The following is an 18838-nucleotide window of genomic DNA, read 5'->3' as shown; positions in this document are numbered from 1 at the left end:
GTGCGGCTGGCCGTGGCGGCGGACCGGCGGGCCGGGGCGTGCCGAGGCGGCCCGGGGACGTTTCGCGCGCCGGGCCCGCCCGTCCCCCTGGGTGCGGCAGGGGGGTGAGCGCGGTGCGCCGGCATGAGCAGGGGCGTGTGACGGCGCCGGGGCGGCTGGCCGGGCTGTTCCGCCGTCTGGTGCAGGACACCGACACGGCGGTCGGCATGCTGTATGTGCTGTCGCCGCAGGACCAACTCATGCATCTGGCGATCCTGTCCGGGCTTCCCCGCGGGCTTGCCGCTCCGTGGGTGCGGATGGAGGTGAGCGATGCGGTGCCGGTGGCCGAGGCCATACGCGAGCGGCGCCTCATCTGGCTGAGCAGCCCCAAGGAGATGGCCCGGCGCTATCCGCGGATCGGTCTCATCGCCCCCTACGAGGTCCTGGTGGTGGCCGCGCCACTGGAGTGGGACGACGCGGTGCACGGCGGGGTCTGCCTGCTGTGGCCGGCATGGCATCCCCCGCAGCTGAGCGACCGCGAGACAAAGGCGCTGGAGGTGTTTCGCCGGCGGGCGGGACACCTGCTGGGACAGGCCGCCGGGCGCGGCCGTCCACTGCTGCCCCAACCTGAGCCCCTGGTGCTGTCCGCGCGACGTCCCCGCCAGCCGGGCCGGGCCGAGGCCCTGGCCGCCTACGACTTCGCCGAGCGGCTGCCCGTGGGCTGCTGCTCCCTGGACCTGGAGGGAAGGGTCACTTTCCTCAACACCACCGCGGCCGAACTCCTCGGTGTCGGCGCCGCCGATCTGCTGGGCTCGCGCCCCTGGGAGCGGCTGCTGTGGCTGGAGGATCCCGCCCTGGAGGACCAGTACCGGGCGGCGGTGATGAGCAAGCAGTCCACCGCCTTCACCGTGCTCAAACCCCCGGACCAGTGGCTGTCGTTCCAGCTGTGCCCCGCGGCCGACGGCATCAGCGTCAACATCACCCCGCTCCCGCGCGAACAGGCCGCTGCCGAGGCCGAACCGTGCCGCACCGCTCCGGCAGGCCCGCTCGGGGCGTCGGCGCTGTATCACCTCATGTATCTGGCGGCGACGTTGACCCAGGCGGTGAGCGTCCAGGACGTGGTCGACCAGGTCGCCGACCAGCTCATCCCCGCTTTCGAAGCCCAAGGGCTCGTCCTCATGTCGGCCGGGGACGGACGGCTGTGCATCCTCGGCTCACGCGGCTACGACACCGCGTTCCTGGAACGCTTCGAGGGCGATCCCCTGGCCTCCGCCACCCCACCCGCACAGGCCATCCGCACCCAGTCCCCTGCCTTCTTCACCAGCTTCACCGACTTCCAGCGCGCCTACCCCGAGGCACCCCGCTACAAGGACCGCGACGCCTGGGCGTTTTTGCCGCTGATCACCTCCGGTCGCGCCGTCGGTCTTCTCGTCCTGTCCTACGACCGGCCCCGCCCCTTCCCCGTCGCGGAGCGCACCGTGCTCGCCTCCCTGGCCGGACTGATCGCCCAAGCCCTGGACCGGGCCCGCCTCTACGACGCCCAGCACCACCTCGCCCGCACCCTGCAGACCGGCCTGCTGCCGCAGGAACTGCCCGACATCCCCGGCCTCAAGGTCGCCGCCCGCTACCTGCCTGCCGGGCACGGCATGGACATCGGCGGCGACTTCTACGAACTCATCCGCTGCACCCCCACCACCGCGGCCGCCGTCATCGGCGACGTCCAGGGCCACAACGTGCAGGCCGCCGCCCTCATGGGCCAGGTCCGCACCGCCGTCCACGCCCACGCCGCCACCGGCATCTCCCCCAGCGACGTCCTGGCCCGCACCAACCGCCTGCTGACCGACCTCAATCCGGGGCTGTTCACCAGCTGCCTCTACGCCCACATCGACCTGGACCGCCGCCGGGCCCGCCTGGCCACCGCCGGACACCCCCCACCCTTGATCCGGCATCCCGACGGCCGCACCGAAACCCTCCCCATGGCCCCCGGCCTCCTGCTGGGCATCACCCCGGACACCGACTACCCCACCACCACCGTCCCCCTTCCCCCCGGCACCCTCCTCGTCCTCTACACCGACGGCCTGGTCGAAAACCCCGGCGCCGACATCGACGACACCACCACCGACCTCGCACACCACCTCACCCGAGCCGGCCACCACGACGTCGACACACTCGCCGACACACTCCTCGAGCACGGCACCCACGCCGTCCCCTGCACCGACGACATCGCCCTCCTGCTCATCCAGACCTAAAGGGCAGCAAACGGTTCGGCGCGGGCGTGTATCGAAAGTTGATCTTCGATGTGAGCAAAGTCCGTTGCGGGGGGCGCCCGGCGGACGCCTTTCCCACACTGGTGACGTACCGGCGACGGGGGGCACCGACATGGCGACGTGCACAGAACCGGCGCAGGCACCGCTACCGGAGCGGCGGCCGGAGCTGGGCGCGATCCGGATGCCGGTCGTGATCGGGCTGGTCTTGTTCCACTCGGCGCTCGTATGTTCCCGGGCCGCGAGTTCGGCCGACACCGCGCGGGTGCCGTGGGCTGGTCGCCAGGCTATTCACCGGCCTGGGCACGGATGGGGATCTTGATGATGTCAGGGCGTAACGGGAAGGCTAGTGGGGTGCCGCGAGTACGTCCCGGAGTACGTTCTCGAGCGTGACGCTGGCCAGCTCGTCCCTCAGGGTCCTCTCGATGCCCTCGTAGATGCCCTGCATCGCCGGCTGGATGCCGTAACCCACCACGCATCCCTGGTCCGGGGTGGTGCGGTGCATCGCGAACAGCGGGCCGGGTTCCACTGCCTCGTACACGTCGAGCAGGGTCATCGACCCCAGCTCGCGCGCCAGCGACCAGCCCGCGCCCACGCCCCGCCGGGACTCCACGAGCCCGGCCCTGCGCAGCTCGCCGAGCAGCCGCCTGATCACCACAGGATTGGTGTTCGCGCTGGACGCGATCTGCTCGGAGGTGGCGACCTCATGGCCCTGGCGCTGGTAGAGACCGATCCAGGCCAGCGCATGGGCGGCAATGGTCAACCTGCTGTTGGCACTCATGCACCCCTCCTCTCGGTCGCAACGCTCCATGTTACGACAGCTCAGTCGTAACAGCGAAGGTTGCAACATCCTGTCGTAACAATTAACGTTTCGACTATCGGGGAGAGTCAATCAACGAGGTGAGAAGAATGAGCAAGCCACTCACGGGCAAGGTCGCCCTGGTCACCGGGGGGTCGCGCGGACTGGGAGCCGCGACCGTACGACTGCTGGCCGAGCAGGGCGCCGACGTCGCCTTCACCTATGTCAGCTCCGAGAAGCAGGCGCAGGCTGTCGTCGACGAGGTGCACGGCAAGGGAGCGAAGGCCGTCGCCTTCAAGTCCGACCAGGCGGACACGAGTGGGGCGCCGGCGCTGATCGACGACGTGGTCGCGCACTTCGGCGGCCTGGACATCCTCGTCAACAACGCGGCGATCTCCGTGGCTGGCACGGTGGACGACCCGGACGCCGATACCGCCGCACTGGATCGGATGCACGCCACCAACTACCTCGGCGTGATCGCCGTCATCCGGGCCGCCTCCCGAGTGCTGCGCTCGGGCGGCCGCATCATCACGGTGAGTTCGGGACTGGGCTCCCGGGTCGGTGTCCCGGGAGTTGCCGACTACTCGGCGACCAAGTCAGGGATCGAGAGGTACACCATGGGGGTCGCACGGGACCTCGGGCCCCGGAACATCACGGCCAACGTCGTGGAGGCCGGACTGATGGAGGACGGCATGGAAGCGCCGGACCCCGAGACCCTCAAGGCCCTGGTCAGCTCGCTGTCGCTGCAACGCATGGGTCACCCCGAAGAAATCGCTGCGGCGATCGCCTTTCTGGCGAGCCCCGCCGCGTCGTACGTCACCGGCGCCGTGCTGGACGCCCACGGCGGTTACAACGCCTGAACCGGAACCCCTGCCGCACGCCCCGAGGGACATCGCGCCTTGGGAGCGCGCATCGCCAACGACCCGCGCGTGCGCGGACGGCTCCACGTGCGCGAAAGAGGGGGCGCGACCGGTCCTCCGCCAGTCGACCGGCGGAGGACAGGCAGCAAGCACCACCATCGGGCAGTCCAAAGGCCGATGACTGCGCCGTTTTCCAACGGCAGCCGTCTGCCCCTGCCTTCGGCAGTCACTGCGTGCGGGGGTCCGTGATCGGTGTCAGCGGGTTTTGATGTCGCCCGTGCGCCGGTCGGGCCCAGCGGGCAGGGTCCAGTCGGATCTCCCGGCCCTGCCACCGTCGGCGCAGCCAGCGGTCGTGGCTGGCGAGGACGATGGCGCCTGGTCCGGTGCCGAGCGCCTCCTGCAGTTCGTCACACAGGCGCGGCGAGAGGTGGTTCGTGGGCTCGTCGAGCAGCAGCAGGTGGGGCGGGCGGGCCACCAGGAGGGCCAGCGCCAGCCGGCGGCGCTGCCCCACCGACAGCTCCCCGACCTCTCTGTCCAGGTCGGCCCCGTGCATCAGGCCCAGTGAGCCCAGTGGCACTTTCGCCGCCCGTGCCGGACCCACTGCTGCTTCATAGGTGTCGCGGACGGTGCGTGCGGGCCGGTCGAAGACGGTGTCCTGGGTGAGCAGCCCCACCGTCACGTGGCGCCGCCTGCGCATCTCGCCCTGGGCGGGGAGCCGTCCGGCGAGGACGGCGAGCAGCGTCGACTTGCCGGCCCCGTTGTCGCCGGTGACCAGCAGCCGGTCGGTCGCCGCCACTTCCAGGCCGTCCAGTGTCAGCCGGCCCGGCACCCGTATGTCCCGCAGGACCACCAGCGGCCGTGTGCTGTCCTCGGCTCGCCTGGCCAGGTCCCCGGCGGTGAATCGCAAGGGGGGCGGGGGCTCGGTGACCTGGGTGCGCTGCAGTTCCTCCAGCCGTCGGGTGGCGTTGCGCACCCGGCGGGAGATGGAGTTCTGCACCCGGCCGGCCCGGTGGCCGTAGCCCATTTTCTCGTTGTCCACACGGCCCCGGTCCGGGGCGACGCGGTGCGCGGTCACGGCCGCCGACTGGCGCAGTTCTTCCAGTTCCTCCTGCTCCTGGGCGTACCGCCGCTCCCAGCGCCGGCGCTCTGCGTGCTTGGTGGACAGGTAGGCGCTGTAGTTGCCGCCGTAGCGGACGGGTCCGTCCGGTGCCGGGTCGAGGTCGATCAGGTCGGTGCTGACGGCGTCGAGGAACGCCCGGTCGTGGCTGGCGAATACAACGGTGCCGGGCAGGGACCGGATGTGTTCCTCGAGGAAGGCGGCGGCGGTGTCGTCGAGGTGGTTGGTCGGCTCGTCCAGGAGCAGCGCGGGGGGCCGCCGGACCAGCAGCGCGGCCAGGGCGAGTCGGCCGCGCTGCCCGCCGGAGAGCGAGCGAAGGCTCCGGTCGTGGCTCAGGGCGCCCAGGCCGAGGCCGTCCAGGACCAGTGCGGCGCGGCGGTCGGCGTCCCAGGACTGCCGGTCCTGGGCCCCTTCCAGACGTCTGCCGTAGGTGTCGAGGAGTTCCTGGTGGCCGGGGTGGTCCTCGGGGACGCGGGCCAACTCCTCACCGAGCCGGTCCAGTTCGGCGAGGTCCTCACGGGCCTCGCGCAACGCCTCCTCCAGTACGGCGGCAAGCGTCGAGTCCGCGTCGAACGGCATCTCCTGGTGGAGGAAGCCGAGGTCTCGGGGGCGGGTGACGCTGCCCGCGTCGGGTTCGTCGACGCCGGCGAGCAGCCGCAGCAGGGTGGACTTGCCGACGCCGTTCTCCCCGATCAGGCCGATGCGGTGGCCGGGTGAGGCGGTGAGGCAGACGCCGTCGAGGACGCGGCGCCCGCCCAGAGTGCGGACGAGGTCATGGGCGAGCAGAGCGGGTCGGGGCACGGGATACCGTCCTGGCGTGATCGGTGGTCGGCCCGCCGGGCGCATCGCCTCGGACGCGGGCCATGTCACACGTCGGCGGCTCACACCGCCGGTGCCCCCGTCTCCTTCAGCACCCCGTCGGCCAGCCGCAGCCGGCGGCTGATCCCGATCTCGGCGAGGAACCGCTCGTCGTGGCTGACCACCATGAAGGCGCCCCGGTAGGAGTTGAGCGCGCTCTCCAGCTGGCCCGCGCTGACCAGGTCGAGGTTGTTGGTGGGCTCATCAAGCAGCAGCAGATGCGGGGCCGGCTCCGCGCACAGCACACAGGCCAGGGTGGCGCGCAGCCGCTCTCCGCCGGAGAGCACACCGACGGGCAGGTGGGCCCGCGCGCCCCGGAAGAGGAACCGGGCGAGCAGGTTCATCCGCTCCGCCTCGGGCCGCTCGGGTGCGAACGCGGCGAAGTTCTGTGCCACGGTGCGGTCCAGGTCCAGCAGGTCCAGGCGCTGCGACAGGTAGGCGATCCGGCCGTCGTTGCGCGTGATCTGCCCGCCCTCGGGGGCGAGAGCGCCGGTGACCAGCCGCATCAACGTGGTCTTGCCGGCGCCGTTGGGCCCGGTCAGGGCGATGCGCTCGGGGCCCCGGATACTCAACTCGACGCCGCCCGCCGCGAACACGTCCTTGTCGCCGAGGCGGACCTGCATGCCCCGGCCGAGGAACAGGTTGCGGCCGGCGGGCACCTGGGTACCGGGCAGCTCCAGCGTGAGCCGCTGCTCCTCGCGCAGGGCCCGCCCGGCCTCCTCCAGGCGGGCCTTGGCATCGCTGACCCGCGCGGCGTGCATCGTGCCGGACCTGCCCGCGGCCTCCTGCGCGCCGCGCTTCATGGTGCCGGCGAAGATCTTCGGCAGACCGGCGTTCTTCAGGTTCTTCGCGGCATTGCTCGCCCGGCGCTCGGCGCGCTCACGGGCCTGCTGCAACTCCCGCTTCTCCCGCTTCAGTTCCTGCTCGGCGGTGCGGACGTTCTTCTCGGCGACCTCCTGCTCGGCGCGCACAGCCTCCTCGTACTCGGTGAAGTCGCCCCCGTACAGGCGTAGTTCGTCGCTGCCGAGTTCGGCGATGCGTTCCATGCGGTCCAGCAGCGCACGGTCGTGGCTGACCAGGAGCAGACAGCCGTTGAAATCCGACAGCACGTCGTAGAGCTTGTGCCGGGCCTTGAGGTCGAGGTTGTTGGTCGGCTCGTCGAGCAGAAGGACGTCCGGACGCGTGAGCAACTGGGCGGCGAGGCCGAGGGAGACCACCTGGCCGCCGCTGAGCGTGCTCAGGCTGCGGTCCAAGGTGAGTTCGGCCAGGCCCAGACGGTCGAGCTGGGCGCGGGTGCGCTCCTCGATGTCCCAGTCGTCACCGATGGCGGCGAAGTGCTTCTCGTCGACGTCCCCCGACTCCACGGCGTCCAGAGCACGGATCACCGCGGCGACGCCGAGGACTTCGGCCACGGTGAGGTCGCCGGTCAGGGGCAGGGCCTGCGGGAGGTAACCGAGCGCACCGTTCACCGACACCGAGCCGGCGGCGGGCTTCAACTCACCGGCGATCAGCTTGAGCAAGGTGCTTTTGCCGGAGCCGTTGGGCGCGACCAGGCCCGTACGGCCGGGGGGCAGGGAGAAGGACAGGTCGTGGAAGACGGGGGTGTCGTCGGGCCAGGCGAAGGAAACGTTCGAGCAGACGACGGCGGCGTCGGACATGAAAATGACCTCGAAGGTACTGAGGGCAGGGCTAGACCTCTGCCCTGGGCAGACGTGGAAGAAGGAGGTGCGACGAAACGGACCACCTCGGCAGCAGCGCTTCCGAGCGCCGGCCGGTGGCCGTCAGATCCGGATCTCACCCGGAGATGTCGTCTTCACCCACCACGTCTGTGACTCCTCGCTGTACGTCCAGGTCGCCCACCAGCATAGCGACCCGTTCTCCTCTCCCTTCTCCTCTCTCCCCGTCGCCCCTTTCCGTTCTCCCCGTCGCCCCTTTCGGTCGCCCCTTTCCGTGATCGCGACCGGCGGTCCTGCTGCCGGCGCACCTGAACCGCTGGTGACGGAATCGCTCACCGCTGCGGCGCAGCGGATGGAGAGTGCACGCCTGAGGCAAAGCCGGTCCGCGCACCGGGCGCACTCCTACACCGGGAAGCGCACCCCGGTCAGCTCCTGCGAGATCTGCCACAGCCGATGCTGCGCCGCCTCGTCACAGGACTGCGCGTTCGACGTCACCGCCTTCGGGTGCCCCTTGCTCTGAAGGAAGCCGCCGGGGCCGTAGTACTGCCCGCCTTCGACCGCCGGGTCACTCGCCGCACGCAGGATCGGCCACGCACCGCGGTCGGGGCTCTGGATCAGCAGCGGCCGTACCAGGCCGGCGAACAGGGCCCGCCCCAGACGGCTGCGGTCGGCGGTGGTGCGCCGGGACCCCCCGGTGTCGGCGCCGCCGGGATGGGCGGCCACCGCGATGGTGGCAGCGCGTTGCGCGAGCCGCCGCTGCAAGGCGTAGGTGAACATCACATTGGCCCGCTTGGAGTGCGCGTAGGCCGCGGTGGGGTTGTAGGGGCGCGTGGTCCAGTTGACGTCGCCCAGGTCCATGGGGCCGCCCTGGCGGTGGCCCATGCTGCTGACGGTCACGATCCGGGATCCCGGCACCTCGAGCATCCGCTCGAGCAGGAGCCCGGTGAGGGCGAAGTGCCCGAGATGGTTGGTGCCGAAGTGCAGCTCGAATCCGTCGGCCGTGCGCCGGAGCTGCTTGGCGTACATGATCCCGGCGTTGTTGATCAGCAAGTCGATGCGCAGGCCCGCGGCGCCGAGGGCCTCGGCCGCGGCGCGTACGGACCGCAGGGAAGACAGGTCAAGGCTCTGCACGGTGATCCGGGCCCCGGGAACGGCCGCGGCCAACCGCTCCTTGGCCTGTGCGCCCCTCGCGGTGTCCCGCACCGCCAGCACGACGTGTGCGCCCTGCCGGGCCAGCACCAGCGCGGTCTCGAAGCCGATGCCGGTGTTGGCCCCTGTGATCACAGCGGTCCGGCCGCTCTGGTCGGGGACCTGCTGGGCGGTCCATTGCTCATGGGCGGATCGGGACATGGCTCCTCCGGACGGGCCGATCGGACGCGGGACAGGGCAGGGCATCGCACCACCCCATGGTGAATGACATTCACCTCGTGGTGAATAGTGTTAACCTAAGGGGCGTGACAGTCAAACGACGCCCCAGCGGGCAGCATCACGGCGATCTGCGCAACGCCCTCGAGCAAGCCGCCCTCACGCTCGTGCAGGAGCGCGGGCCGCACGGTTTCACGCTCGCCGAGGCGTGCCGCCGGGCAGGGGTCAGCGTGTCGGCTCCGTACAAGCACTTCGCCGACCGCGAGGCCCTGCTGGCGTCGCTGGCCCTGAAGGGCTACGAGGAGCAGTACCGCCGCTACCGGGCCGCGGTCGCCGGCAGCGCGGACGTGGCCGAGCAGATGGCCGCCTTCGCCGCCGCGTATGTGACGTTCGCGGCCGAGGAACGCGCCCTGTTCGACATCACCTTCCTGGCGGGACTCGACAAGAGCCGCCATCCCGAACTCGCCGCAGCGGGCAAAAACCTCTTCGACATGCTGGTCCCCATCGCCGGACGGGTCACCCCCGACCAGGACACGGCACTCGATCTGCTCACGCGCATCGCGGCCGCGGCACACGGCCTGGCCCTCTTCCTGCAGCAGGGCATGCTCCCCGCCGGCCGCGACCACCTGACGCACGCCACGGACCAGGCGGCCCACTGCGCCCGCGCCCTCGTGGCCCAGCAGACACACACCGCCCACTGACCCCCGAGCCGCCAAGGAGACCGCCGTGCACGCCTCGTACGCCGGCTACGACCACACCGTCGAGCGCATCGCCCACGGCAGATACATGAGCCTGACCACGTTCCGCAGGGACGGACGCCCGGTCGCCACCCCGGTCGGCTGCCTCGTCTCGGGCGGGACGCTCTACGTCCTGACACCGCCGGACACCGGCAAGGTCAAGCGGATCCGCAACAACAGCCGGGTCACCATCGCCCCGTGCACCATGCACGGGACCGTCCCGCCCCATGCGCCGGTCGCGCAGGCGAGTGCCCGGCTGCTCGACGAGGAACAGACCCGACACGTTCAGGATCTGATGGCGCGCCGATTCGCCGTCTTCCGCCTCATACGCCTGGCCGACCGGCTCCTGCGCCGGCGACGCCCGCTCCTGGCCATCGCCGTGACCGCATGACGGTCAGCGCGATGAGGGGGCGCCGGGCCGGATCCGCAGCGCCGTCTCCGCGCCGACATCCGCGCCGGGGCTTCACACCCACACGCCACCTTCCCTGACCACGCCGCCCACACCGTCCCGTCCCCTGTACCGACGGCATCGCATTCCTGCTTGTCCGCACCTGGGCAGTTTCATTTGGGTCAGCCGGTCGTTGTGCGGGTGTGCCGTTGACTCACGCGCCATGGGCGCGGATCGAGCCGCTCCTTTCGAACCGGACACCCGAGCGCGTGGCCGCCGGTGAGTTCAGCGGGAGGCGTTCAACGCGGTCAGCCTTCACGCTCCCACCTGCAAGGCAACGGATTCAACCTGCCGCAGGAGGACGGCTACGGGCGGGAGCGACCCCCACCGGTTGCGAATCCGCCCGGCCCGGCCGCGACCCCCGCTTGCGCCCGCACCGGACAGAGCCCCTGCCGCACACTCCCCCTGCCGGGCGCGGCCGTGGACCACACACCGCCGCACACCCGCCGGGCATGCCAACTCCCGCCGAACGCTGTTGTCATATGCCGTGCCGTGGACTGCCGTACCACTCAAGGGGCACATGTGCGCCCCGATTCACTCCCGTGCCAACAGGGACGCCCGCGCCCGTCCGTGCGGGCATCTCCCCGCCGCGGGCGCCGGGTCAACGGGCCGCCCGGCGGCCACTGATGTTCCGCACATATGGCACCACCAGCGACAACACCGGCTAAAGTGCGGTGGCAGCACCCTGACGCATGCGTGCCTATCCGACTCTCACCAACGCACCGGACGCCGGTCGCGTGCCCGGCCCTGAAGCTCAACTCGAGCCACAGGTGTCACTCAAGTGAAACAACAGGCTCTACTCACCCGTACTATCTCTCATCCGGGCTGTTCGCAGCAGTTACTATCGCTGACCTTTGGGCAGCAGCCCCGAAACGCACAAGCGCAGGGCTCACGTTTGCGCCCGCGCTCCACAGGACCGGCTCATGTGGCCGGCACAACGGAAAGGCCCGACACCATGTCGCAGAGCACCACTGCCGCCGCCGGACTGTCATCGCAGTACGCCGCACAGGTCACCAGCGACCTCGAGCGCAACGTCAAGGAGCAGGAGCGCATCAGCACGGACATCGCCGCGCTGCAGCAGGAGTTGGCCTCCCTGCAGACCGACCACTCCGTGCTGGTCAACGTGCAGCAGGCGCTGGGCATCACGTCGGCCCCCGTCCAGCCCGCGGTTACGCCGGAGGCCACCACCGTGCCCGCCCCCCGTGAGAAGGCCTCCGCCGAGCCCGGCACCGGCAAGCGGGCACGGGCGAAGAAGACCGACGCCCCGGACACCGACAAGAAGCCGGCCGCCCAGAAGCCCGCGGCCAAGGCTGCACCCAAGGCTGCGGCCAAGTCCGCTGCCAAGGCTGCGACCAAGACCGGGTCCAAGACTGCGGGCAAGGTGGAGACCGCGAAGGCGGCCCTGCCCACCCTGGTCGAGCTCATCCGCCGGCACCTGACCGAGCAGAGCGAACCGCGCTCCGCCGCCGAGGTGACCACCGCACTCGACCAGGCCCACCCCGAGCGCGGCATCAAGACCACCGTCGTGCGCACCACCCTGGAGAACCTCGTGGCCCGCACCCAGGCCCACCGCACCAAGCAGGGCAGCTCCGTCTACTACACCGCCCCCACCGAGCAGGACACCGCACCCAAGGCGGACGAGGCGCAGGCCGAAGCGTCGAAGTAACCCTCGCACCGGGCGGCATGCTGCCGCTTCGGCGGCAGCCTGCCCGACCGCACCCACCACTGGGACGCTGCGTATCGGACGTCGTGGACGCTGTGCATCGCACGCCGGCCGGCAGGTGTCCGGGCGTGAGCGTCGTGGAGCGTCCGGTGCCCGGCAGCCTGCACAAACCGTTTCGGGCGGATGGTCCCGGCGCCGCCGATGCACCCGCACGGCGGCGGCCTGCGCCGGCATGAAGACCGTCAGATGCCGACCTCCCGCTGCACCGTCCAAGACACCGACACCGGCCGACGACATCGCTCCCAGCACGGGCCGGCGGACCACAAGCGCTTACGCGGCACGCGCAATCCGTTCGCCGGCCGCGCACGGCCGTTCCACCGGTACGGCGGCAGAGCCGAGACTCGTGGCCATGAAGCTTCTCGTGATCGGTGGATCGGTGTTCGTCGTGCGGGCCTTCGCAGCGGAGGGACTGCGCCGCGGCTGGGAGGTGACCGTCTTCAACCGGGGCCAAACCCAGGCCGACCTGCCCGGCGTCCGCGCCCTGCGCGGGGACCGGACCGACGAGGCGGATCTCGCCGCGCTGGCCGCGGCCGGGCCCTACGACGCAGTGGTCGACGTCTGCGGGTATGTGCCTCGCGAGGTGGCGAAGTCGGCTGCCGCGCTGGCCGAGCACGCCGGCGCCTACCTGTTCGTCTCCACCATCAACGTCTATCCCGGCTTCCCCGCCCTGCCGACCGACGAGTCCTCCCCCCGCCACGGTGGCACCGCCGATGCCGGGCCGGAGGGCGGCGACTACGGCTGGCTGAAGGACGGCTGCGAGAAGGCGGTCCGGCGGGCCTTCCCCGGAAGGGTCGTGGTGCTCCAACCAGGCCTGATCGTCGGGCCGCATGACCGTGCCCGGCGCACCACGGCCTGGCTGCGCCGCGCGGCACGCGGCGGGCCGATGGCCGTCCCTGGTACGCCGGACCGGCCGCTGCGGGTCATCGACGTGCGCGACCTCGCCGCCTTCGGCCTCGGCCTGCTGACCGGCGCACCGAAGGACGATGCCGAGGACTACCTGGTGCCCGGTGCACCGGACAACGGAAACTGGGGCGACTACCTGGATGCCTGCGTCGCCGCCACCGCAGGCCGGGCCGAGCTCGTCTACATCGATGACCAGCTCTTCGTCGACCACGAGGTCGAGCCGTGGACGGAGCTTCCGCTCTGGTTGCCGCCGGACCCGCAATTCGCGGCCGCCTGGACGACTTCGTGCGCGAAGGCTCTGGCCGCCGGCCTGCACTGCCGCCCGATCGCGGACTCGATACGCGACACGGCCGCCTGGCTGTTCGCGCCCGGCGGTGAACAGGAAGCCTTCGAGGATTACCGGCACTTCGGCGCGTGGACGCCGTTCCTGTCGGCCGAGAAGGAGCAGGCGATTCTCGCCGCCCACGCAGCCAAGCAGCCTCAGACCGAATAAGCGCCCCTACGGCTGCGCTTGTTCGGGCCCGCGGTGCCGCACCGGGAACGCCCATCGAGACAAGGCGCAAGCGCCGCCGTGCTGCCCCACCGCCTCCGACCCCGCGTGGCCAGATGCCGCCACATCACCACCCGAGCGACACCGCGACGATCAAGACCACCCTCGTGCGCACCACCTCGCAGAACCTCGTGGCCCGCACCCAGGCCCACCGCACCGAGCAGGGCAGCTCCGTCCACTACACCGCCCCACCGAGCAGGACACCACACGCCAGACGGACGAGGCACAGACCGAAGAGTCGCAGGAACCAGCGCGCCGGTCGGACGCTCGCGCTCACCGCGATCTTGTTCGTGGCCACCTCCGGGTGCACAGGGCGGCTGAACCTTACGAGACAGTCGCGGTACCACTGGTACCATTAGTGCCATGTCGGATGCCAAGGCCATGAACCTGCGCTTCCCCGACCCTGAGAAGCGGGCGACTATTGCCGCGGCCGCGAAGCAGGAGGGGGTCAGCATGCAGGAGTACATCCTCTCCGCCGCCTACGCGCGGGCGACCGCCGTCGAGCAGCGGTTCCTGGAAGGGTTCAAGGAGTCGAAGGCCCGCAGCGGCGCGGCCTTCGCCGCTGAACCCAGCAGCATGGATCCCAGCGAGGAACAGCGGGCAGCCGAACAGCAGGCACGGCAGGAGATCGAGAGCCACGGGCAAGGGCACGCCGCGTGACCGACCCCGGCCCCCACCCGCTCGACGTCGCGTTCCTGCTGCACGCCGCCGAACTCCTGGACGGTGACCCCCAGGTCGACGACTACGGCCCGCTCTACGCCGCGGTCGCCCGGGTCAACGCACGGGCCATGGAACGCGACATCTACGGGTCCCCGTACCTCAAGGCAGCCGCGCTGCTGCAGACCCTGGCGAAGCTGCCGTGTCTGGAGCACTCGGGCGAGGCCTTCGCCTGGCACGCCACAGAGGCCTATCTGATCCTCAACGAGCACCGGATCGCGTATCCGCCCAAGGCAGCCGTCGTACTCGTACGGGACGCCGCTTCCGGGGCCCTCGGAGTGGCACGGATCGCCCAGCAGTTGCGCGCCTGGGCCGCCAACTGACCGCCCTCGAAGGGGCACGATCACCGGGAAACACACTTCCGGATTGCTGTCGCCCGCCCGGGCCACCGGCCTGCTGCTCCTCGACATCATCGAAGGACCCGGCCCATGCCGTGATGGACACCGCCCGCTCCGGCGGCGAGAATAACCGTCCACCACACATCAAGACTTCTGCCCGGTGATGGAGTCGGTGCGGGGCGCGTGTCCCCTCTCCGCACCAGCACTGGACGGTTCCAGGCGGCGACACGGGTCGGTACATTCGGGCACCGACGACCCGGGCGGGCCGTCCCGCCGGGCAGCGAAAGGGACTCGCCGTGCCCACGGCGAACTACCGCCCGCTGCTGCGGACCCCGGGCGCCGCAGCCTTCTTCCTGCCCGCATCGCTCGGACGCGTCGGCGTCGCGATGACCGGCCTCAGCCTCGTCTGGCTCGTGCACAGCCGCACCGGCAGCTTCCTCGCGGCCGGCCTGGTCAGCGCGGCGTTCGCGGTCGCCGAAGCGCTCGGGGCGCCGCAACTGGCCCGGCTCGCGGACCGGTTCGGGCAGAGCCGCATCCTGCCGCCCGCACTGCTCGCCCACGCCCTTGCAGTCGCTGTCCTCGCCTGTCTGGTCGCCGCCGGTGCCTGCGACGTGCTGCTGGCCCTGGGCGGTGCACTGGCCGGGGCCGGCGTCCCCCAGCTCGGCGCGATGTCCGCCACGCGCTGGGCGGCACTGCTGCGTCCCGGCCGGGCGGCGGAACTGCCCACCGCGTTCGCGCTGGAGTCCGTCAGCAACGCGGTCGCCTACCTCGTGGGCCCTGCGCTGGTCAGCGCACTGGCCGCGGCCGGACATCCCATGGCCGGCACGGTGCTGGCCGTCTCCTTGTCGGTGGCCGGCGGCCTGCTCCTCGCCGCCCAGCGCGGCAGCGCGCCCGCACCGGCCGCCCGCAGCGCCCCGCACAGCAGGAGCCGGTCGCTGCTGCGCGGCGACGTCTTCGTACTGATGGGCCTCAATCTCGCCATCGGGGTCTACTTCGGTGCCCTGCAGGTGTCGGTGACCGCGTTCGTGGTGGAGCACCGCGCACCGGGCGCCGCCGCCCCGATCTTCGCCGTCTCCAATTGCAGCGGCCTGCTGGCCGGATGGCTGTACGGGCTGCGCCGGTGGCGTGCCGCGCCGCCGGTGCAACTGCTGCTCACCACCGGCGCCTTGATGCTCGGCACCTGTCTGCTGCTCACGGCCGGCTCACCGTTCGGGCTCGGATGGGTCGCGGTGCTGACCGGCGCCACGATCCCGCCCCTTCTGGCGCTCTTGTCCCAGCTCACCGAGTCGACCGTCCATCCGTCGGTCCTGACCCAGGCGTTCTCCTGGCTCGGCTCCGCCAGTGCGGCGGGCTCGGCCGCCGCGGCGGCCGTCTCCGGCTGGGCGATCGACGCCCTCGGGTCACGCGGCGGCTTCGCGGTCACCGCCGCGGCGGCCACCGCGATGACCCTCCAAAGCCTCGCCGGCCTGCGCCTGCTGCACCCGCCGACGGGCCGGTCGACACGAACGCAGCCGACACCGCAGGCCCGATGGCGGTCACGAACACGGAACTCGAGCCGGTGACCGGCCTTAACGCCCCGCCCGGTCAAGACGCCCGACGGCTTCTGAGCCTGAAGAGGCCGCGCCCTCACCGCAGTACCGCGGAAACGGCCCGCGACCAGCCGCCGCGCCCACAGGGCAGCTCAAGCCGCCTCGGGCCGCCCGGCGTGCAGGCCCGCGGCGGGCCCGTGCACGTCCTCGAACAAGAAGGTCTCGTCCTCTTCGTAGTCCGGGGCCTGGAAGGGGTTCGTTGCCGCGGGCGGCGGCGCCGCGGTGGAGCAGCGCGGTTGCTCTTCCAGGGCGGAAAACAGCGACGTCAGGTCGATGAGCGGTCTCTCTTTCGGTACAGGCCCGCCAAAACAGGGGGGCCTGGCGTGCCGTGACCGGGCACAGCGGTCCTACAGCTTGGTCATCTTGGCGTACGGGCTCACGATCCGCACATGCTCCGAACCGAAATTCACGAGCACCGCGGTTCCGTCCTCGATGCCGATCACCCGGCCGAGACCGTACACGTCGTGGGTGACCTGGTCGCCCACGGCGAAGTACTTCGGAGCCGGTGCGACCGGGGCCTTGAAGGGGCTGGTAGGCAAATGACGCTTAGGGGCAGCAGGCTTTGTCATCGCCCCTAGTATGCACCCGTGCGAAGTACCCGTGTTGACGCCGGAGGCGGCAACAGCCGCTGATCGGGCCCCACTGCGGCAGAAGCCGGGGCCGACGGACGGGCGAGTCGGGCGGTTCAGCCGCACCAAAGGCCGAACCCCCCGTACCCTTCATGGTGTCTACGGCGTCACATAGCGGGCGCCAAACCCTGGAGGCAATACCCCGTGCTGATTGCTCAGCGTCCCTCGTTGACCGAAGAAGTCGTCGACGAATTCCGCTCCCGGTTCGTGATCGAGCCGCTGGAGCCGGGCTTCGGCTACACCCTCGGCAACTCCCTGCGCCGTACCCTGCTGTCGTCGATCCCCGGTGCCGCTGTCACCAGCGTCCGCATCGACGGCGTCCTGCACGAGTTCACCACCGTGCCCGGCGTCAAGCAGGACGTCACCGATCTGATCCTCAACATCAAGCAGCTGGTCGTCTCCTCGGAGCACGACGAGCCGGTCGTGATGTACCTGCGCAAGCAGGGCCCGGGTCTGGTCACCGCCGCCGACATCGCGCCCCCGGCCGGTGTCGAGGTGCACAACCCCGACCTCGTCCTCGCCACGCTCAACGGCAAGGGCAAGCTGGAGATGGAGCTGACCGTGGAGCGCGGTCGCGGCTATGTCTCCGCCGTGCAGAACAAGCAGGTGGGCCAGGAGATCGGCCGTATCCCGGTCGACTCCATCTACAGCCCCGTGCTGAAGGTCACCTACAAGGTCGAGGCGACCCGTGTCGAGCAGCGCACCGACTTCGACAAGCTGATCGTCGACGTCGAGACCAAGCAGGCCATGCGGCCGCGCGACGCGATGGCGTCGGCCGGCAAGACCCTGGTCGAGCTGTTCGGTCTGGCGCGTGAGCTGAACATCGAGGCCGAGGGCATCGACATGGGTCCGTCCCCGACGGACGCCGCGCTCGCCGCCGATCTGGCGCTTCCGATCGAGGAGCTGGAGCTCACGGTCCGCTCCTACAACTGCCTCAAGCGCGAGGGCGTCCACTCCGTGGGTGAGCTCGTGGCGCGTTCCGAGGCGGACCTGCTGGACATCCGCAACTTCGGTGCGAAGTCCATCGACGAGGTCAAGGCGAAGCTGGTCGGCCTGGGCCTGGCCCTGAAGGACAGCCCGCCCGGATTCGACCCGATCGCCGCCGCCTTCGACGCGGACCAGGACGCGAGCACAGGGTTCGTGGAGACCGAGCAGTACTGACCTACGGGCGTCGGGTCGCGGAAAGCCGGCAGCACCGGCCGACCGCACCCGGCCCCCCAAGGGCCGACCGGCAAAAGGGCAGACGCCCGAGTCCTTGGAGCCTGATCAGGACGGCGAGGGCGTCCGCCCTCCCTCTCCCCCACCGGGCGGCTGATAACGCGTCGTGATCCGCTGTGCCCATGTGCGCCTCAAAGTACGTAGCGATGCATATGGGCCGATCATGCAACTGGGCCCGCGCGGAGGATCGGCTCGCTACCTCGCGCGGTGAGCAGAGTGAGACTTGTCCATCGGCTCCAAGTGCGAGTATGTCTTCCCCCGTGACTCAGCGCAGACTTCGCCAACTCCGGTTACCCGCACGCCTGACAGCAGCAATAGTGCTGGCGCCACTTGCTCTGACAGCGTGCGGGAGCCATGGCGGCACACAAGCCGATACCCCCGCCGCACGCCGGTCGACGGCCCTGCCACCGTCGACGGCTGCGGACCCGTCGGCGGTGGCCGCACCCCACCGGACAGGGCAAGTCGACGAGCCCTCACCCCGATCGACGGACGCCGACGACGCGTTCGCCGCTGCAGGGCGTGAGGCCGACGAACAACGCGCCGCCGCAGCCGCCGACGGAGACCCGGTCGCCCCCAAGGACACCCACATCCCGGCCCCCGACGAGTACGGCTTCGGGAAGCCGGCCGCCACCGCGCAACACGGTGAAGTCGTCGCCTACACGCCGCGCCGGGAGTCCGGCGGCCTGATCGTCCCCCTCACCATCCACAACGCAAGTGACGACCGCGTCACCTACCGCGTCAAGATCACGGCAGTCGGGGGAAACCAGGACTCCCCTGTCACGGTCACGAGCCGAGCAGACAACGTCTTCCCCAAAACCACGTGGCCGACCGAGGTCGATATCACGGCAGCAGGCGCCGACACCAGCCCCGCCGACCTGCGGATCAGTCTGGAAGTGGTACGGGACGCCTACCCCTTCGGCGACTCCCACTGACTTCCCCGCCCGGTCCACCCCGCCCCGTCCTGTTCACCGGCCCGGTGCCGCAAGCAACGTTCGCCTCCCGGAACGCCGACTGATGGTCGGCCAGAGGCGTACACCCGTCGCCGGCAAGGACCTGTGACGGGCCGTA

Annotated in this window: 16 protein-coding genes; 11 read left to right on the top strand and 5 right to left on the bottom strand. The window is 70.7% G+C overall.

The window, feature by feature from the left end; all coding sequences use genetic code 11:
* Positions 1-113: 113 nt before the first annotated feature.
* Complete coding sequence (locus tag ACSHXN_RS43765) at positions 114-2228, top strand: SpoIIE family protein phosphatase (RefSeq protein WP_438306404.1); 2115 nt, start codon at positions 114-116, stop codon at positions 2226-2228.
* 361 nt (positions 2229-2589) lie between these two features.
* Here the strand turns inward: ACSHXN_RS43765 and ACSHXN_RS43760 are convergent, their stop codons facing one another.
* Positions 2590-3024, bottom strand: a complete 435-nt coding sequence (locus ACSHXN_RS43760; RefSeq protein WP_383359723.1) for an Rrf2 family transcriptional regulator — start codon at positions 3022-3024, stop codon at positions 2590-2592.
* A 128-nt stretch (positions 3025-3152) separates the two neighbouring features.
* Between ACSHXN_RS43760 and ACSHXN_RS43755 the strand changes: the two genes are divergently transcribed.
* Positions 3153-3902 (top strand): SDR family NAD(P)-dependent oxidoreductase, encoded by a 750-nt coding sequence (locus tag ACSHXN_RS43755; RefSeq protein ID WP_355141063.1) that lies wholly within the window; start codon positions 3153-3155, stop codon positions 3900-3902.
* A gap of 226 nt (positions 3903-4128) precedes the next feature.
* On the opposite strand, the gene ACSHXN_RS43750 is transcribed toward ACSHXN_RS43755, so the two are convergent.
* The 3 genes from ACSHXN_RS43750 to ACSHXN_RS43740 form a co-directional block, all read right to left on the bottom strand.
* Complete coding sequence (locus ACSHXN_RS43750) at positions 4129-5820, bottom strand: ABC-F family ATP-binding cassette domain-containing protein (protein WP_438306403.1); 1692 nt, start codon at positions 5818-5820, stop codon at positions 4129-4131.
* An 80-nt stretch (positions 5821-5900) separates the two neighbouring features.
* On the bottom strand, positions 5901-7535 hold the full coding sequence (locus ACSHXN_RS43745; protein WP_438306402.1) for an ABC-F family ATP-binding cassette domain-containing protein: 1635 nt from the start codon (positions 7533-7535) through the stop codon (positions 5901-5903).
* A 420-nt stretch (positions 7536-7955) separates the two neighbouring features.
* Positions 7956-8903 carry an oxidoreductase gene (locus tag ACSHXN_RS43740; RefSeq protein ID WP_438306401.1) on the bottom strand — a complete coding sequence of 316 codons (948 nt, stop codon included), beginning with the start codon at positions 8901-8903 and terminating at the stop codon, positions 7956-7958.
* Between the two features lie 104 nt (positions 8904-9007).
* Here ACSHXN_RS43740 and ACSHXN_RS43735 point away from each other — a divergent pair, with 104 nt between their 5' ends.
* From ACSHXN_RS43735 to ACSHXN_RS43705, 7 genes are all read left to right on the top strand, one after another.
* A complete protein-coding gene (locus tag ACSHXN_RS43735) occupies positions 9008-9619 on the top strand; it encodes a TetR/AcrR family transcriptional regulator (protein WP_356114646.1) in 612 nt (203 codons plus the stop codon).
* A gap of 25 nt (positions 9620-9644) precedes the next feature.
* Complete coding sequence (locus ACSHXN_RS43730; RefSeq protein ID WP_438306400.1) at positions 9645-10046, top strand: PPOX class F420-dependent oxidoreductase; 402 nt, start codon at positions 9645-9647, stop codon at positions 10044-10046.
* Positions 10047-11058: 1012 nt separating this feature from the next.
* On the top strand, positions 11059-11769 hold the full coding sequence (locus ACSHXN_RS43725) for a hypothetical protein (RefSeq protein ID WP_438306399.1): 711 nt from the start codon (positions 11059-11061) through the stop codon (positions 11767-11769).
* 406 nt (positions 11770-12175) lie between these two features.
* On the top strand, positions 12176-13222 hold the full coding sequence (locus tag ACSHXN_RS43720; protein WP_438306398.1) for an NAD-dependent epimerase/dehydratase family protein: 1047 nt from the start codon (positions 12176-12178) through the stop codon (positions 13220-13222).
* A 420-nt stretch (positions 13223-13642) separates the two neighbouring features.
* Positions 13643-13939, top strand: coding sequence for a type II toxin -antitoxin system TacA 1-like antitoxin (locus ACSHXN_RS43715; RefSeq protein ID WP_355141079.1), 297 nt, complete (start codon positions 13643-13645; stop codon positions 13937-13939).
* Positions 13936-14319, top strand: a complete 384-nt coding sequence (locus ACSHXN_RS43710; protein WP_356295255.1) for a fic family toxin-antitoxin system, toxin component — start codon at positions 13936-13938, stop codon at positions 14317-14319. Before ACSHXN_RS43715 ends, ACSHXN_RS43710 begins: the two co-directional genes overlap by 4 nt.
* A 311-nt stretch (positions 14320-14630) precedes the next feature.
* Positions 14631-15896 carry an MFS transporter gene (locus tag ACSHXN_RS43705; RefSeq protein WP_438306397.1) on the top strand — a complete coding sequence of 422 codons (1266 nt, stop codon included), beginning with the start codon at positions 14631-14633 and terminating at the stop codon, positions 15894-15896.
* A gap of 374 nt (positions 15897-16270) precedes the next feature.
* On the opposite strand, the gene ACSHXN_RS43700 is transcribed toward ACSHXN_RS43705, so the two are convergent.
* Positions 16271-16492 carry a hypothetical protein gene (locus tag ACSHXN_RS43700; RefSeq protein ID WP_355141085.1) on the bottom strand — a complete coding sequence of 74 codons (222 nt, stop codon included), beginning with the start codon at positions 16490-16492 and terminating at the stop codon, positions 16271-16273.
* A 204-nt stretch (positions 16493-16696) separates the two neighbouring features.
* On the opposite strand from ACSHXN_RS43700, the gene ACSHXN_RS43695 reads away from it, so the two are divergent.
* Both ACSHXN_RS43695 and ACSHXN_RS43690 read left to right on the top strand, forming a co-directional pair.
* Positions 16697-17713, top strand: coding sequence for a DNA-directed RNA polymerase subunit alpha (locus ACSHXN_RS43695; protein WP_356114650.1), 1017 nt, complete (start codon positions 16697-16699; stop codon positions 17711-17713).
* Positions 17714-18204: 491 nt separating this feature from the next.
* Complete coding sequence (locus tag ACSHXN_RS43690; protein WP_438302311.1) at positions 18205-18702, top strand: hypothetical protein; 498 nt, start codon at positions 18205-18207, stop codon at positions 18700-18702.
* Positions 18703-18838: the final 136 nt, after the last annotated feature.

This window comes from Streptomyces sp. HUAS TT11 (genome assembly GCF_051553595.1).
Taxonomy (GTDB): domain Bacteria; phylum Actinomycetota; class Actinomycetes; order Streptomycetales; family Streptomycetaceae; genus Streptomyces.
This window is presented reverse-complemented; position numbering and strand designations above follow the sequence as displayed.